General features: G+C 72.9%; 12 protein-coding genes. 11 read left to right on the forward strand and 1 reads right to left on the reverse strand.

Annotated elements, in window-relative coordinates; translation table 11 throughout:
* Positions 1–7: 7 nt before the first annotated feature.
* Entirely contained in the window at positions 8–1462 is a 1455-nt protein-coding gene (locus tag Pen02_RS27020; protein WP_203868918.1) for an alkaline phosphatase PhoX, read from the reverse strand.
* A gap of 598 nt (positions 1463–2060) precedes the next feature.
* Here Pen02_RS27020 and Pen02_RS27025 point away from each other — a divergent pair.
* The 11 genes from Pen02_RS27025 (at position 2061) to Pen02_RS27075 (ending at position 15956) form a co-directional block, all read left to right on the forward strand.
* Positions 2061–3257: a ParB/RepB/Spo0J family partition protein gene (locus Pen02_RS27025; protein WP_203868919.1), complete on the forward strand. Its 1197-nt coding sequence runs from the start codon at positions 2061–2063 to the stop codon at positions 3255–3257.
* Positions 3254–4027: a guanitoxin biosynthesis heme-dependent pre-guanitoxin N-hydroxylase GntA gene (gene gntA, locus Pen02_RS27030; RefSeq protein ID WP_203868920.1), complete on the forward strand. Its 774-nt coding sequence runs from the start codon at positions 3254–3256 to the stop codon at positions 4025–4027. The genes Pen02_RS27025 and gntA overlap by 4 nt, the downstream gene beginning before the upstream one ends.
* Before the next feature lie 238 nt (positions 4028–4265).
* Positions 4266–5228 (forward strand): TauD/TfdA family dioxygenase, encoded by a 963-nt coding sequence (locus Pen02_RS27035; protein WP_203868921.1) that lies wholly within the window; start codon positions 4266–4268, stop codon positions 5226–5228.
* Positions 5229–5241: 13 nt separating this feature from the next.
* A complete protein-coding gene (locus Pen02_RS27040) occupies positions 5242–6525 on the forward strand; it encodes an ATP-grasp domain-containing protein (protein ID WP_203868922.1) in 1284 nt (427 codons plus the stop codon).
* A complete protein-coding gene (locus Pen02_RS27045) occupies positions 6526–7323 on the forward strand; it encodes a class I SAM-dependent methyltransferase (RefSeq protein ID WP_203868923.1) in 798 nt (265 codons plus the stop codon). It begins immediately after the preceding gene.
* Between the two features lie 2 nt (positions 7324–7325).
* Entirely contained in the window at positions 7326–8774 is a 1449-nt protein-coding gene (locus Pen02_RS27050) for a pyridoxal phosphate-dependent aminotransferase (protein WP_203868924.1), read from the forward strand.
* Positions 8767–11190, forward strand: a complete 2424-nt coding sequence (locus Pen02_RS27055) for a hypothetical protein (RefSeq protein ID WP_203868925.1) — start codon at positions 8767–8769, stop codon at positions 11188–11190. Before Pen02_RS27050 ends, Pen02_RS27055 begins: the two co-directional genes overlap by 8 nt.
* Positions 11191–12561 carry a hypothetical protein gene (locus Pen02_RS27060; RefSeq protein WP_203868926.1) on the forward strand — a complete coding sequence of 457 codons (1371 nt, stop codon included), beginning with the start codon at positions 11191–11193 and terminating at the stop codon, positions 12559–12561.
* Positions 12558–13541: a 2,3-diaminopropionate biosynthesis protein SbnA gene (gene sbnA / locus Pen02_RS27065; RefSeq protein WP_203868927.1), complete on the forward strand. Its 984-nt coding sequence runs from the start codon at positions 12558–12560 to the stop codon at positions 13539–13541. The genes Pen02_RS27060 and sbnA overlap by 4 nt, the downstream gene beginning before the upstream one ends.
* Positions 13534–14964 carry an MFS transporter gene (locus tag Pen02_RS27070; protein ID WP_203868928.1) on the forward strand — a complete coding sequence of 477 codons (1431 nt, stop codon included), beginning with the start codon at positions 13534–13536 and terminating at the stop codon, positions 14962–14964. The genes sbnA and Pen02_RS27070 overlap by 8 nt, the downstream gene beginning before the upstream one ends.
* Entirely contained in the window at positions 14958–15956 is a 999-nt protein-coding gene (locus Pen02_RS27075; RefSeq protein ID WP_203868929.1) for a phosphotransferase, read from the forward strand. Before Pen02_RS27070 ends, Pen02_RS27075 begins: the two co-directional genes overlap by 7 nt.
* Position 15957: the final 1 nt, after the last annotated feature.

The raw sequence follows: 15957 nt of genomic DNA on the forward strand, positions 1-15957 counted from the left end.
CGAGCTGCTAGCCCAGGTACTTCTCCCACGGGCCGGTGATGGCCAGGGTGAGGCCGGGGTCCTGCATGTTGACGAACAGCACCTTGCCGTCGGCGGTGAAGGTCGGCCCGCAGAACTCCGAGTCGTTGAGCTGGTTGCGGGCGATCGCGTACGTCGGGCCGCCCGGGACCGCGCTGAGCACGTGCGAGGCGCCCGAGCCGTCCTCGGCGAGCACGAGGCTTCCCCACGGGGTGACGGTCACGTTGTCCGGGCCGTCGAAGGTGATGTCGGTGTACTTGACCGGCGTCCCCTCCTCGGAGGCGGTCTGGTGCGGGAAGTACGTCACCAGCTCGATGGTCTGGGCCTTGTAGTTGTAGAACCAGACCATGCCGTCGTGCGGAGCCGCGTCCGCCGGCAGGTCACCCTCCTCCCAGGCGTAGGAGTTGACCACGTACACGCCCTCGTCGGTGCCCCACACGCCCTCGAACTTGCGTCCGCGGGTGACCTGGCCGTCGGCGAACTGCTCGCGTACGGGCTCGTTCCGCGCGTCGCGGTCGGGCACCTCGATCCACCGCACCGGGAACGGCCGGCCGAGCTGGGCGGAGGTCAGGTAGGCGACGTCCGGCAGCACCGAGCCGTCGTCCATGATGATCTGCATCGCGGCGAGGACGCCGGCGTTCGGTGCGAGGCGGGTGAGCACACCGGGACCCAGTTTGACTCCGCGCGGCGCCGACCAGCGGTAGAAGAGGCCGTTGGGCCCGTCGGCGTCCTCGGAGAGGTAGATCGCGGTGCGGTCCTTGTCGACCGCCAGGGCCTCGTGGGAGTAGCGGCCCAGGCACTTGACCGGCCTCGGGTCCGCGCTCCCGTCGGCCCAGACTTCGAAGACGTAGCCGTGGTCCTTCTGGAAGACGCCGGACCGGCCGTCCTCCTCCCACTCGTCTCCGGCCCGGTCCTCGGTCTCCTCGCAGGTGAGCCAGGTCCCCCAGGGGGTCGGCCCGCCGGCGCAGTTGGAGATGGTGCCGGAGAGGGCGACGAACTCACCGAGGTTCCGGCCCGCACGGTCAGTCTTGATCACGGTGCAACCACCGGCGTCGACGGCGCCTGGGTCGTAGACCGTGCCCTTGACGTGCGGTACGCCGAACTCGGCGCCCGGGTCGATCTCGTGGTTCTGGATCAGGTGGTACCGGCCGTGGCCGGCGTCGTAGACGGCCATGCCGTCGTGGTCGGCCGGGGTGACACCCTGGCCGCGGTCGAGCCGGGTGACGCCGGTCCGGGTGACGACGGTGTAACTGAAGCCCTCGGGCAGGGCCAGGATGCCGTCGGGGTCGTCGACGAGTGGCGGGAAGGGCACGTGGCCGGACTTGACCGGCGGGTGAGGGCGGCCCGGGCTGGCCTGAGCCAGGGACGGCAGGCCCCCGGCGACGGCAAGGCCCACACCGGCGGCGGCACCGCCGGCGAGAAAGGTACGACGAGAGGAAGGCACGTGGGATCAGCTCCTGGTCAGGACTGGGACGACTGACACCCAACTCCTGTGGGCGAACACCGACACGTCAGCCATGGGATGGGTTGGTGACATCGGAGTAAAGAATCAGGGTCGCGCACGTCCCGCCAGGCGCCTCGTACCTCCTCGTCCCGTTCGGCACCCGGTGCGTTCCCACGGACAGCCGTTCCAAGATCAGCCTGCTACGTGACCAGCGGCTGAGGGGTTTGCGGTATCCGCCGTACTCACGGATCACCCGGAAGCCGAGCCGCTCGTACAGCAACCGCGTGCGACTCGGATGAAGCCGATCTGAAGCCGCCGTTCGGTTGACTGTCAGCAGTCGTCGGCGGGGGAGGACGACGAGTCGTCGCGGCGGCGGGGTTCGGCCGGTCCGGACCGCGCCGAGGTGCCGGCGCGTGGCACCGGGTGACCGGTCCGAGGTGCGTCGTGGGTTCGATCCGGCCGTGCTCGCCGGGCACCGGCCGGGGTCGGCCGCTGGTCCACCCGGCGTGTGCCCGCCCCCGCCTGGTGAGGCCCGGCGCGACCGACCGGCAGCAACTCCGCCGGTACGGGCGTCGGTCCACGAAGGGAGGGCGCCGGTATGACCGAGTCCATGGGTACGCGCGCGATCACCACGTTGCCGCCGTGCCACCACCCCGGGCGCCCGGTGCTCGTACCGGTCGCCGCGCCGCGCGGAGCGGAGCGGGAACTTCCCCGTACCGCGACGGTGAACCGCCCGGCCGCCTGGGCTCGTCCGCCTGGTCCGGGCGGCGCGCTCTCGACGCACCAACCGTCCGTCGATCACCGGCCGACGGTGCTGGTGGAGGTGGCCAGGCTCGGCATCGCCGACTCGCCCCGGCTGGCGGGGGAGGATCCGGACCACGTGCGGCTGCTCGCCGGCATCGAGGCGTCGTTGCCGCCGATCCTGGTGCATCGGCCGACGATGCGGGTGATCGACGGGGTGCACCGGCTGCGGGCCGCCCAGTTCCGCGGTGACGAGCGGATCGCGGCCGTCTTCTTCGAGGGTGACGCGGCGGCGGCGTTCGTCCGGGCGGTCGAGGAGAACACCGCGCACGGCCTGCCACTGTCGCTGTCCGACCGGGAGGCGGCTGCCACGCGAATCGTAGGGTCCCATCCGCACTGGTCGGACCGGGCCATCGCGACGGCCACCGGGCTGGCCGCCAGAACGGTCGCCGGGATCCGGAGCCGTGCAACTGCGGCGGATCCGCAGTTGCACGTCCGACTGGGCCGGGACGGTCGGGTGCGGCCGGTCGACATCGGCACCGGCAGGCGGCGTGCGGCCGAGTTCATCAGAGCCAACCCGGACGCATCACTGCGCCAGGTCGCGAAGGTGGTCGGCGTCTCGCCGGGCACCGTACGCGACGTCCGGGAACGGCTCCGCAAGGGACTCGATCCGGTCCCGGCCGGCGCCCGGAACCCGAGCGGGTCGGCGCGGGCAGTCGGCCCGCCCCGTCGGTTGCCGGACCGGGTCGCGCCGGAGTCGCAGCGGGAGCGGTTGCGCAACCTCGCCCGGGACCCGGCGCTGCGGCACACCACCGTGGGCCGGGAGGTGATCCGTTGGCTCGACGTGCACCTGATCGGCACCGAGGACTGGGCGGACCTGCTGGACGCGGTGCCGCCGCACTGCGCGTACCTCATCGCGGAGATGGCGCTGGACTGCGCGGCTGCGTGGCGCGAGCTGGCCGGCGGGCTCGAACGTCGGATCCAGGCCACGGGCGAACTTGATCCGGGCGGTGCCGACGGCGTACCGGAGGCTGCGACGAGGGTGGGCAGGTGAAGCCGCTGTCCGGGGAAACATCGTTGCCCGGCTCGGCAGCGGACGCCGGACCGGTGCCGGACGGTGTGCGGCGCCTGGTCGAGGCGCAGCTTCGAGCCCTCGTGCTGGACGGTCCGTTTCCCTGCCTGGGCGCGCGGTCGGCGTTCCGGGTGGGCAGCTATCTGTTCAACGTCCACCACGAGCTGGGCGCGGCGGGAAGCACCCGGAGCCTCGCTGCCGACCTCCGCCACTTCCGAGAGGTGCGGCGCCGGATGGGCGACCTCTACACGTACGTGGGGAGCTTCCTGGAGCCCCGCGTGGTCGGCGACGAGCGGGACTGGGACCGACTGGTGTGGGGCGTGCTCCAGGACCTGCACGACCTGGACGACGAGCCGTGGGATGTCCGGTACTCGACCGATCCCGGTCGCGCCGACTTCGCGTTCTCGTTCGCCGGGCTCGGGCATCTGGTGGTGACGCTCTATCCCGGCGCGTCCCGGTACGCCCGCCGCTTCGCGTGGCCGACGCTGATATTCAATCCGCCGGAGCAGGACCGGGCGAAGTTTCCCTCCGACGAGGAGTTCCTGCGGTTCCAGGACAAGATCCGCGAGCGTGATGCCCGGTTGCAGGGATCCGTCAACCCGTCCCTGCCGGACACGCTGGACGATCCGCAGGCGCCGGGATTCTCCGGTGCGCCGGTCGACCCGGACTGGAACTGTCCATTGCAGATCCGCGACGGGGGCGTCCCGGCGCGGCGAGAGACAGCGCCGGGTCCGATTCCGTCCGACCGCTGATCGCTCGACGGAGAATGTGCCCCGCCGCACGGCGGGCGCCCGGACCGGTGTGGGACCGCAATTTCCTACCATTCTGATGGGTTGTGCCGTGCCTGCTCGTGAACCAGCGACAATCCGCACCCGGACAGTTCGGGCCGGAAATTGTGCGGCCGTTCGTGTGCGACCACGTCACCGACCTTGACCGACGCCGATCCGGCTGAGTTACATAACAGCGTCGACGTGAAACGGGGGAGTTACATTGACGACGTTGCCAACGGCTGCGGGCCACGTGGTGAGTCTGCGCCCCGCCGAGTCCGCCCCGATGTGGCGGGCCGGCGACGAGGTCCTGCGGGCGACCGATCTCGCCCGGTCCGACCCGGACGAGTTGACGGCCGCCGCCACGGCCGTGGCCGCCGCGATCCCGTCGGCGCTGGTCCGGGCGGTACACAGCTATCGGAGCCGGGCCGAGCACGGTGACGTACTGCTGATCCGGGGGACGTTGCCGGAGACGGACTTCGGTGCCAACCCGTCGGCGTCGGCGGCGCCGCTGGCGGGCCACGGCGTCCAGCACGCCGCCCTCCAGCTCCTCGGGATCATGATGCTGCTCGGCGAGCCGTTCAATTTCCGGACGCTCTACGAGGGAAAGCTCGTGCAGCACGTCGTACCGGCGCCGAACATGGAGTTCACCCAGACCAGCGAGAGCAGCAGCGGAATGCTCGACTGGCACGTGGAGGACGGCTTCAGTCCCGACCGCTGCGACTATTTCGGCCTGCTGTGCCTGCGCGGATCCGAGGCGGCGGTGACCCGTTACGCCGCCGCACGCGACGTCGTACTCGACGAGCGGACCCGAAGGATTCTCGGCGAGCCGCGCTTCGAGATGGCGCCCGATTCGGCGCACGTTCTCGACGATGATTCCCCCTGCCGTACGCCGGTGCTTTCCGGTGCGCCCCATGCCCCGGAGATCTGTTACGACGACCACTACCTCACCCCGCTGGACGGGGAGGCAGCGGAGGCACTGCGCGAACTGCGTACGCAACTCGACGCCGTGCACCAGGGACACGTACTGCGTACCGGCGATCTCCTGGTCGTCGACAACCGCCGGGTCGTGCATTCCCGTACCCCGTTCACCGCCCGGCACGACGGCACCGACCGGTGGCTGCTGCGCACGATGGTCTGCGCCTCGCTGCCCCGGTTCCGGGCCCGTGGCCGGCGCATCATCTAGAAGGAATCCGCTGGTGTCGAAGGTTGTGCTTCTCGTCGGCGCGGTCGAGCACCGCGAACTGGCCCTGCGTACCGGGCTGGAGCGGGGCCACCGGATCGTCCTGGTGGAGGAGGCCACCTCGCCGTTGCTGCCCTGGGCGCACCTCGCGGTACCGGTGCCGGACATCCTGGACGCCCGAGGCGTGCGGGCCGGGATCGACCGGGCGGTCCGGCTGGCCCGCCCCGACGGGATCCTCACGCTCTACGACGAGCTGTTCCCGCTCGTCGCGGAGGTGGCTGCCGACCTCGGGCTGCCGTTCGTCGATCCGGGCGCGGCGCTGCGCAACGCCAACAAGATCGAACAGCGCACGGCGCTGGAGAAGGCGGGTGTGCCCATCCCCGAGTGGGCGACCTGCACGGACCTGGCATCGGCGCGGGAGGCTGCGGCACGCGTCGGCTATCCGGCCATTCTCAAGGCGGCCGACCAGACCGGGTCCGGCAAGATCCGGATCCCCGGCCCGGGTGAGCTGGCGGCGGGCCACGCCCGGCTCGCCGGCGCCCGGTCGGCCGACGCGCCGCCGCTGTTGGTCGAGGAACTGGTGCACGGCCAGGAGTACAGCGTCGAGGCGTTCGTGTGGCACGGCCGGCCGACCCCGATCTGCGTCACCCACAAGACCACCACCGGGGGCGAATATCCCGTCGAGCTCGGACACGCGCTGCCGTACCGGGGTCGGGACGTCGACGCGGTGGTGACGGCGGCGCTCGACGCGGTCCGCGCGGTCGGTGTCGACCACACCCTCGTGCACGTCGAGGTCTTCCGCACCCTGACCGGTCCCCGGGTGGTCGAGGTGAACGCGCGCTCCGGCGGCGACTACATCATGGACCTGGTCGCCCGGTGCGGCGGCGCCAACCCGTACGACATCGTCTACGACCTGAGCCTGGGCCGGGCGCCGAGCTGGCATCCGACCTGGCGCGGGGCGGCGGCGATCCGGTTCCTCGTGGCCGACCGCGCGGGCCGGTTCGCCGGCATCACGGGGGTCGACGCCGCCCTCGCCCTCCCGGGGTTCCACCAGGTCGGCGTCGACCGGCAATCCGGTACGCCCGTCCGGCGTCCCCGGGGCGGCGAGGACCGGCTCGGCTGGGTCGTCGCCGACGGGGCGGACTGGCGGCAGGCGCGGGACCGGGCCGAGCGCATCGCCGCCGGCCTGACGCCACGGATCATCCATCAACTGGGGCCACGGATCAGCACCGAGCTGGCGGCGCAGGCCGAGCCGACCGACGGCACCGGCGTCGACGACGACTGGGAAGCGGGGATCTGAGTGCACGGATACACCTCGTCGACGTACGGCAACCGCATCGCGGACATCTACGACCAGCCGGGGCAGACGCCGGTGGACGCCGATCGGGCCGCGGCGTTCCTGCACGACCTCGCGGCCCGGGCGGCGGCGACCGGGGGCGGCGAGCCACCCCGGGTACTGGAATGGGGCGTCGGCACCGGTCGGGTGGCGATTCCACTGGCCGCGCTCGGCTGCGACGTCGCCGGGGTGGACACCTCGGAGGCCATGCTGGCCCGCTGCCGTGCCGCCATGCTGACGCGCCGCCGAACCACCGAGGCGGGCGGTCGGCTGCGGCTGTCGATCGGCGACATGACCGGGATACGGGTCGACGGGGCGCCGTTCCACGTCGTCTACGCGGCCTTCAACACGCTGCTGCACCTGCTGACCCAGGAGGAGCAGGTGGCCGCGTTCGCCAACTCGGCGGCGCAGCTCGGCCCCGGTGGCGCGGTCGTGGTGCAGGTGAACGTGCCGGACGTCGGGCGCCTCCGGGACGGCCAGCAGGTACGGGTCTTCGAGGTGGAGACGGCGTACGTGGACCTGAACATCACCCTGCACGACCCGGTCCGGCAACAGCTCCGAACCCAGCAGATGATCATCAAGGAGGGCGGAGCGGAACTACGCCCGCTGATGCAGCGGTACGTCTGGCCGAGCGAACTGGACCTGATGGCCCGGCTCGCCGGGCTACGGCTCACGGCCCGGTACGCCGACTGGACCGGCACCCCGTTCACCGCCGAGAGCACCGAACACGTCTCGGTCTACCGTCCGGCCGAGGAGCGCTAGCCATGCCGACCCTGGAGATCCCGTTCGCGCCGTGGCGGTTCATGCTGGCCGTCGACGCCGTGAACTACGCCCTCGGCGAGCAGGTCGACTACCGGACGCGCCACGCGGCTGACCCGGTCGTCAACCTCTCCTCCGGGGTCAACCTCACCGAGCCGCCGTGGGAACTGGTCGACTTCGCGCTCGGCGCGGCCCGCGATCCGCTGTTCTGGCACGACTACGACGGGCCCGACGGCCATCTCGTGGGCCGGGCCGCCGTGGCGGCGTACGAGGCAACCTGGGCCGGGGTGCCGGTCGGGGTGGAGAACGTGCTGGTCACCGCAGGCGCCAGCGCGGCGCTCGCGCTCGTCGCCCGAGGACTGCATCCCGGTACCGGTGCCGGGGCGCACGCCGTGCTGCCGGCGCCGACGTTCCCGCTCGCCGGCGCGGCCCTCGCCGACGCGGGTTTCCGGATCGGCGAGGTGACCTCCGAGGAGCCGGACCGGTGGCTGCCGACGGTCGACGAGCTGATCGCCGCCGCCACCGGCGACACCCGGGTGGTGTACGTCAACACGTTCAACAACCCGACCGGCGAGCGGTACGACGAGGCCGAACTGCGCAAGCTGGTCGGCTGGGCGCGTGAGCACCGGGTGACGGTGCTGCACGACACCGTCTCGTCCGACGTGGCCTCGGTCGGCGGGCTGCCGCACCTGCTGTCGATCGCCGCCGAGGAGGACTACCCCGGCGGCGTCGTCACCGTCGGCAGCCTCTCCAAGTCGCGGGCCGTACCCGGCTTCCGGATCGGCTGGCTGGTCGCCGACGCCGACCTGATCGCCCGGCTGGCCGGCTTCAACGAGCTGATCGCGCCCTCGTCGCCAGGGCTGGCCGCGCCGGCTCTGCTGATGGACCGGATGCTGGCGGCGGTACCGCATCACGGGCGTGGGTCCGCGACGGTCGACGACGGTGATCGCGGTCCGGCGGTCCTGACCGACGGCAAGCTGTCCACTTCGGACGAGCTCTGGCACCGCGTCGAGGAGCTGCTGCGGCCGTACCACGCCGGGCTGCCCGGGCTCCGGGGATTCCTCGACCGGGCCGGGGCACTGCTGGGTACGCCAGCAACCGCGAACGGCCTCGCCGGATGGCGGGACTCGCTGCGGCAGACCCTGGCCGGGAACGTGGCCTCGCTGGCCGGCTGGGGGGAGACGATCGTGGCGGGGCCGCCGTGGCGGGGAGACTTCAACACCTTCGTACGGCTTCCGGCGCTGGACGGATGCGACGCCCTGGCCACGACCCACCGGCTGTTCCGCGAGTACGGCGTGCAGACCCTGCCCGCTCCGGCCTTCGGGCACTCGGCCTCCTGGTGGCGCCGGCACGGATACTTCCTCCGGCTCTCGTTCGCGCTTCCGCCCGCCCGGTGGCAGGAAGGGCTCGCCCGGCTCTCCGCCGCCTGCGAGAGGCTGTCCGCCGATGGCTAGCCGCACGCCGTGGCAGCTCTTTCCGGTCGGGCTGCTGCGCTCGGCGGGGTTGCCGTTCGAGTGGCTCGACGACCTCGGACGGCCGGAGCTGGACTCCCGGGCGGACGCGGCGGCGGCCAGCGCGGCGGAACTGGGCCGGGTGCGTACCGAGGTGATCGCCGGGTTGAAGCGGGCGCAGGCGGAGTGCGGACCCGAGCAGCGGCCGGCCCTGAACCGCACCCTCAAGGCCGTGATCCACTATCGACCCGCCCCCGCCGTCCCACCGGTCGCCGCCCCGGTCACGCAGCGGTGGCAGACTGCCGTGGCGGCACACCACGCGGCCGAGGCCGCCCTGACCGCGTCGCTCGCCACCGCCCTGGCCACCGAACGTGAGCTGCTGCGCAAACGCGCGTACGACGAGGCGTTCCTCGAGGGCGTGCTGATGTCCAGCCCGCACGCCCACGACGAGCTGGTCCGGTCGGTGGAACGCGGCCGGATGAGCACGCGGATCGAAACCACCGCCTACCGCTACCTCCAGCGCTTCTGCGCCAAGGCGGAGACGACCGGACACGTCGGACCGCTCAGCCTGGTCCGGGTCGGCGACGCGTACCCGACTCCGGCCGGCTCGGGCGTCCGTGCCGTGTACCGCGATCCCGTACTGGGCGAACTCGCCTACTGGTGCCTGGGCGACGGTCGCCGGGGGCGACGCCGTACCTCGATCAGCTTCTGGGCGGCGGAGGCGCTGGCGGAGGCGGTGCTGAGTGATTCCGTACTCGGGATTCGGCTGCGCCGGCCGCGCCGGGTAATCGGCGTCGGGTACGCCGGGCTGAGCCCCGCCGAGCGCGCGGTGCTGGACCGGGCCGACGGCAGCCGGACGCTGGCCGGCATCGCGGCCGAGCCCGGCCTGGGCGAGACCGTCGAGATCGCCACCGCACTCGCCGGACGCGGTCTCCTACGACTCGACCGGCATTTCCGCGACCACACCGCCGATCCCGGAGCCGACCTGCGCGGACTGCTCGCCGGCACGGACGCGCCCGCAACCGCCGAGGTGGCAGCCCTGCTCGACGACATCACCCGGTTCGCCGACCTCCGGTATCCGCGTCGCCCCGCCGCGCTGTCGGCGCTCGCCGACCGGTTCACCACGCTGACCGGCCGGGCCGCCTGGCGCGGCGGCGGACGCATCTCGGCCGACCGCGCGATCCTCTACGAGGACGCCCTCGACAACGTCCGCGGACTGCGCATCGGCGGCGCCGGGGCGGGGCGGCTGGCCGACCGGCTCGGCACCGTGCTGGACCTGCTCGCCTCGTTGGCGATCGACGAGCGCGTCGCGGGGCAGCGGGAGCTGGACCAACTGCTGCGCGGGCGGGGCTGCGCCGACCTGCCCGCCACGGAGGTACGGCGGTGGTCCCCGTCCCTTCCGGCCGGCGCGACCGAGCTGCTGGCCCGACTCGTCGACCCGGCGGTGGCGACGGTCCGGCTGACCCGTGCCGACCTGGCGGCCGGCGGCCTCATCCGCCCGGACCTCGACCGTTGGCCCCTCTTCGGTGCCGCCGACCTCATGCTCGTCGGCGAGCCTGGGGCCGGCCCGCAGACGGTCGGCGGCCGGGGACCGGACGACGGCGGTGAGCCGCTCGTCGTGCTCAGCGAACTGCACCACATCTGGCCGCTGTTGGCCCGACCGGTGCGCGGCCTCTACCCCGACGAGCAGCTCGGCGTACCGCAGCTCGGGCGGCTGCTCGCCGAACAGCTCGCCCCCGCCCAGCCGACGGTGCAGGAGATCCGGCGTGCGCAGAAGGGGACCGACAACTCGCCGGCCGGACACCGGCTGCTCTGCCTCGACACCACGTCGCCAGAGCCGGGCGCGGTGTCAGTGGACGACCTGCGGGTACGGCGCTGGGCGAACGGGTTCATCGGACTCCACGACCCGCACACCCGTCGGGACCTGTGGCTGCTGCCCGAGTACGACGACACCGACGTACCGGTCGGCGGGCTGGTGCACTGCACGACGCCCGCCCTCGAACTTCCCCGGATCAGCGTCGGCGAACACACCCCGCGCATCGTGGTGGACGGGGTGGTGCTGCAACGCCGCCGCTGGGATCCGCGACCCACCGACGTGCCGACGTTCGGCGGGCCGGAGCCGACCGCCCGGGACTGGCGCCGGCTGCACGACTGGCGGCGCCGGCTCGGCCTGCCCCGGCACGCCTTCTACCTGGCCGACGCCGAGGCCAAGCCGATGTTCCTGGACTTCGGGTCGGTGCTGTCGGTGCGCAGCTTCGTCCGCACTGTCGGTACGGCGACCGCCATCACCCTGACCGAGATGCTCCCCGAGCCGCCGCGACTGTGGCTGGGTACGCCGGACGGCACCCTGACCTCCGAGCTGCGCACGCTGTGGTGGCGGGGCCGGGCACCCGTACCGGCCCGTCCCGAAGGAGGCTGAATGCGGCTGCACGCCGAGTTCGTCGCCCACCTCGACCGACACCGCGACCGGGCGGCGGTCGCACTCCGTACCCTGGCCGGTGGGCTCGCCGACAACCAGGTGATGCAGTGGTCGCCGAAGCTGCGGGCCCCGCTCGGCGCGGTGCCGCTGCTGCTCGACGCCCCGGACCACCGCGTCCTCACCGAGGTGGGACGGGTCGTCGGCGACCTGCTGCCCCGGCTGCCCCGGATGCTCTTCGGCGATCTCGACGGGGCGATGGACGCCTTCGGCGTACCGGCCGACATGCGGCCGTTCATCCGGGCCGAGGTGCCCCGGGAGATACCCGTGGCGCGGACCGACTACCTGCTCGGCGACGAGGGCTGGCGGCTCCTCGAGGTCAACAACGGCGCCTCGGTCGGTGGCCTGCTGGTGGGCGACTACGACCGGCACGTACGCGCCGAACCCTTCCTCGCCGAGTTCCTCGACGCGCACCGGGCCGGTAACGTCGCGCCGGTCGACGTACTGGTCGCCGAGGTGCTGGCGCACTGCGCCGACCTGCCGGTCGAGGAGCGGCCCCGGGTCGCGATCGTCGACTGGGCCGGGTACCTCGACGACTTCCCCCTCGAATACCCGCAACTCGCCGCCCGGTACCGGGCCGGCGGCCTGGACCCGGTGGTGTGCGCCCAGACCGAGCTGCGGTACGCGCACGGGCGGCTGTGGCACGGAGGGCTTCCGGTACACGCGGTCCACCGGGACTTCGTCATCGAGGACCTGACCGAGGACGCCGAGTCGGCCCACCCGGTCCTCGCTGCGGCCGAGAACGGCGACGTCGTGCTGGTGTCCGGATTCCGCCACGAGTGGCTGGCGCACAAGGGCTCGTTCGCCATGCTGCACGAGGCCGCCGGTCGCGGTCTGCTCACGGCGGCGGAACGGGACGTGGTCGACCGGTACGTCCCGCAGACCTGGATGCTGACCGGAGGCGGTCCGGAGCCCTGGCGGTTCGCCGGGCTGGGCGGCGCCGACCCGCTGCCCCTCGCCCCGGAGCGGCTCATCGTCAAACCGTGCGTCGGCAGCCTCGGCGCGGGCGTGGTGATCGGGGCGCTGCGGGCGGCCGAGGAGTTCCGGAACGCGGTCCGGGAGGCGGCCACGGCGACGCCGTCCGTACTGCAACGGCTGGTCGCACCGGTGCCGGTGCCGTTCCCGTGGCTGCGGCCGGCCGGAGCCGGCGAGGACGTCGACATCGACGTCGCCCAGATCCAACCCGGCCTGTTCACCGTGGCCGGTCGCCCGTCCGGGTGGTGGTGCCGGCTGCTGCCCGATTCGACGCCGGCCGTCGCGAACGCCCTGCACGGGGCGGCGCGCGGCAGTACCTGGTGCGAGGCGCCACGATGATCTACCAGGCCGCTCACGCGATCGTCACCGACGACGTCTTCCTGGCGCTGCCCCGCTTCGCCGACCGGGCGGACGTCGAGCTGTACCTGAAGATCGAGGCGCTGAATCCGGCGGGCTCGATCAAGCTCAAACCGGCGGTATGCATGATCGAGGACGCCGAACGCGACGGGCTGCTCGTCCCGGGGTCCCGGATCATCGAGTCCTCCTCCGGCAACCTCGGAACTGCACTCGCCATGGTCTGCGCGGCGAAGGGCTACCGGCTCACCATCGTGACGGACCTCAACGCCAACCGGGCCGCCGTGGACACGATGCGCTGCCTCGGCGCCACGGTCACCGTGATCGCCACCCCGGACGCCGGCGGCGGGTTCCTCAGTGGTCGGATCGCGCACATCCACCGGGCGCTCGCCGCCGATCCGGGCCTGGTCTGGCTCAACCAGTACGCGAACCCGGCCAACCCACGGGCACACCGTACCCACACCGCGAGCAGCATCCACAAGGAGTTCGGCACCGTCGACGTGCTGTTCGTCGGCGCCGGCACCACCGGAACCCTGGTCGGCTGCGTGGACTACTTCCGCGAGCACTGTCCGCAGACCCGGATCGTCGCGGTGGACGCCGAGGGCTCCGTCACCTTCGGCGCGCCGCCGGGCGTACGGCACCTTCCGGGTCTGGGCACCAGCGTCCGGCCCGCCATCCTGGGGGACGGTCGCGGCGACTTCGACACCTGCCAGGTCAGCGAGGTGGACAGCATCGCCACCTGTCGGGAGGTCGCCCGACGGTACGGCCTGCTGGTCGGTGCCTCCACCGGCAGCGTCCTCGCCGCCGTCCGCAGCCTGATCCCCACCATCGTGCCGGGCTCCCGGATCGTCGCGATCAGCCCGGATCTCGGCGACCGGTACCTGGAAACGGTCTACGACGACTGCTGGACCGCCTCCCGGTACCCGTCGTCCGGGTTGCCGCCGACCGGAGGCATCGTTGCCTGAGCGTCAGGTGGTGTCGACGACGGTGGCCGGGGACAGGCTGGGCGGTGCCTACTGGCGGTACTGGGCTGCCACCACCTCGACCAACCTCGCCGACGGTATCCGGGCCGGCGCGTTTCCGCTGCTCGCGGCGGCGCTCTCCGGAGAGCCCGTCGGGGTGGCCGCCGTGTTCGCCGCGCAGCACGGCGCGTGGCTGGTCTTCGGGCTCTACGCCGGGGTGCTCACCGACCGCCATCCGCCGGCCCGGATCCTGCTGGTCGCCGACGTGTGCCGGGTGGCCGTGCTGGTGCTGCTGCTCGGCTGCGTCGCCGTCGAGGTGGCCACCATCGGGCTGCTGGTCGCCGTCGCCTTCGTGATCGGCACGGCCGAGACCTTCCGGGACACGGCGGCACCGAGCCTGCTGCCTCGGCTGGTCGGCGACCGGCTGCTCGAACGGGCGGCCGGCCGCCTGCTCAGCAGCGAGGTTCTCGGCAACGAGTTCCTGGGACCGCTGCTGGGCGCGGCGCTGTTCGCGGTCGCGACGGCGCTGCCCCTGGCCACGGACGGCCTGGTGCTCGCCCTCGCCGTGGCACTGGTGTTCTCCCTGCCCCGCACCATCCGATCGGCAGCACCGCAACCCCCCAGGACGGTGCCGGCCGCGCCGCAACCCGCTCCGACGGCACCGGCCGTGCCGGAACCCGCTCCGACAGTGCCGGCGGCACCGACACCCGCTCCGATGGTGCGGGCGGTGCCGGAACCCGCCCCGACGGTGCCGGCCGCGCCGGAGCCGGGGATGCCGAATCCGGTGGTGGCCGGGTCGCGGCTGCGTGCCGAGCTCGGGGTGGGGATCCGGTGGCTGGCCCGGCACCGGCAGCTCCGTACCGTCACCGCCTCCGGCACTCTGCTCGCGTTCGCCGACGCGGCGTGGTGGGCGGTCCTGGTCGTCTTCGCGACCGACGTCCTGCACCTTCCGCCGGCCGGCTACGGCCTGCTGCTCGCCGCCGGGGCGGCCGGCGGAGCCGGCGGGGGACTGGCCGCCGAGCGACTCGCCCGGTACGCCGGGCCGGTGCCGTTGCTGACCGGGGCGGTACTCGTCGCCGGCCTGCCCGCGCTGGCGCTGGCCGTCGCGCCACCGCTGCCGATCGTGCTACCGGTGCTGGCGCTCAGCAGCGCCGGCTTCGCGGTGTGGAACGTGATCGCGTTCTCCAACCGGCAGCGTCGCACCCCGGCCCACCTGTTCGGTCGGGTCACCTCGGTGCACCGGGTGGCCCTGTGCGGCGGCTCGACGCTCGGCGCGCTGGCCGGAGGCTGGGTCACCAGCGCGATCTCCCTGACCGCGATGTTCGCCCTCGCCGGTGCCGTCACGGTCGTCGCCGCCGCAGTGCAGGCGAGCGCCTGGGGCGCCGACGGTGCCGGCTCCCCGTCGAGAACCGGGCCGCCATGCTGATCGACAACGATCCGGACCCGCTGCGGCGTATCCACCGGCCCGAGTTCCTGCCCGGCCTCGTGTCGTGGGCGGCGGCCCGCTGCGACCTCGGCCCGGTGTACCGGTACCGCGTCTGCACGGTCGGCTACGACGACTGCAATCTCCTGGTGGAAACCGGCACCGGACGGTACGTGTTCAAGGTCTTCACGATCCACCGGCCGGAGCCCCTGACCACCCGGTACGTCGAGGTGATCCGTACCGTGCTCGCGGCCGGGGTGCGGCACCCCCGCCTGCACCCCAGCACCGGCGAGGCACTGCTGTGCCACCCACCGTCCGGTAACCGCCTGATCGTGATGGACCACCTGGCCGGCGGCACGTTCCTCGACCGCGACGGACATCCCAACGCCGACCAGCTCACCGACCTGATGGCGCAGGTGGGCCGGATCCATCGGATCGAGCGGGACTTCGCGCCGGTGCCGGACTGGTGGGCGGTGCACGAGATCGACACGCTCGCCCGCGAGATGCTGCCGCTGCTGCCGGCCGACGACCGGGTCGAGGTGGAGCGGGCGGTGGCGTCGTTCGGCGAGGTCGACCGGGCGGTCCTGCCGCACGTGCTGGTGCACGGCGACCTCACCAAGGCCAACGTGCTGCCCACCTCGCCGCACCAGGTGGCGATCCTCGACTTCGCGGTCGCCAACCGCTGTCCACGGGTGCATGAGCTGGCGATGGTCGTGGTCAACCTCATGCACGGCGATCCCCGGTCGCTCGGGGAGCGGGTCGACGCCCTGCTCGGGATGTACCCCGCCGCGCCGCTCACCCCCGCCGAACACCACGCGCTGCCCCGGTACGTGCACGCGACCGCCGCGATGGAGCTGCTCGGTGCGGCCCGGGAGTGGGTGCTCAAGGGCAACCGCAGCGACGAGACCCGCTACCTCATCGGACTCGGGCGGGCCGGCCTGCGCGCCGCCCGCCGGTACCTGGAGGACGGCGCTTCCGTCCGGAGGCGTCGGTGAC

It is taken from the genome of Plantactinospora endophytica (assembly GCF_016862915.1).
GTDB lineage: Bacteria > Actinomycetota > Actinomycetes > Mycobacteriales > Micromonosporaceae > Plantactinospora > Plantactinospora endophytica.

What these genes read in the sequence shown, in the direction of transcription:
- Pen02_RS27025 (WP_203868919.1), top strand. Translation starts at nt 2,061, where the DNA reads ATGACCGAGTCCATGGGTACGCGCGCGATCACCACGTTGCCGCCGTGC.
- Pen02_RS27050 (WP_203868924.1), top strand. Translation starts at nt 7,326, where the DNA reads ATGCCGACCCTGGAGATCCCGTTCGCGCCGTGGCGGTTCATGCTGGCC.
- Pen02_RS27055 (WP_203868925.1), top strand. Translation starts at nt 8,767, where the DNA reads ATGGCTAGCCGCACGCCGTGGCAGCTCTTTCCGGTCGGGCTGCTGCGC.
- Pen02_RS27060 (WP_203868926.1), top strand. Translation starts at nt 11,191, where the DNA reads ATGCGGCTGCACGCCGAGTTCGTCGCCCACCTCGACCGACACCGCGAC.
- sbnA (WP_203868927.1), top strand. Translation starts at nt 12,558, where the DNA reads ATGATCTACCAGGCCGCTCACGCGATCGTCACCGACGACGTCTTCCTG.
- Pen02_RS27075 (WP_203868929.1), top strand. Translation starts at nt 14,958, where the DNA reads ATGCTGATCGACAACGATCCGGACCCGCTGCGGCGTATCCACCGGCCC.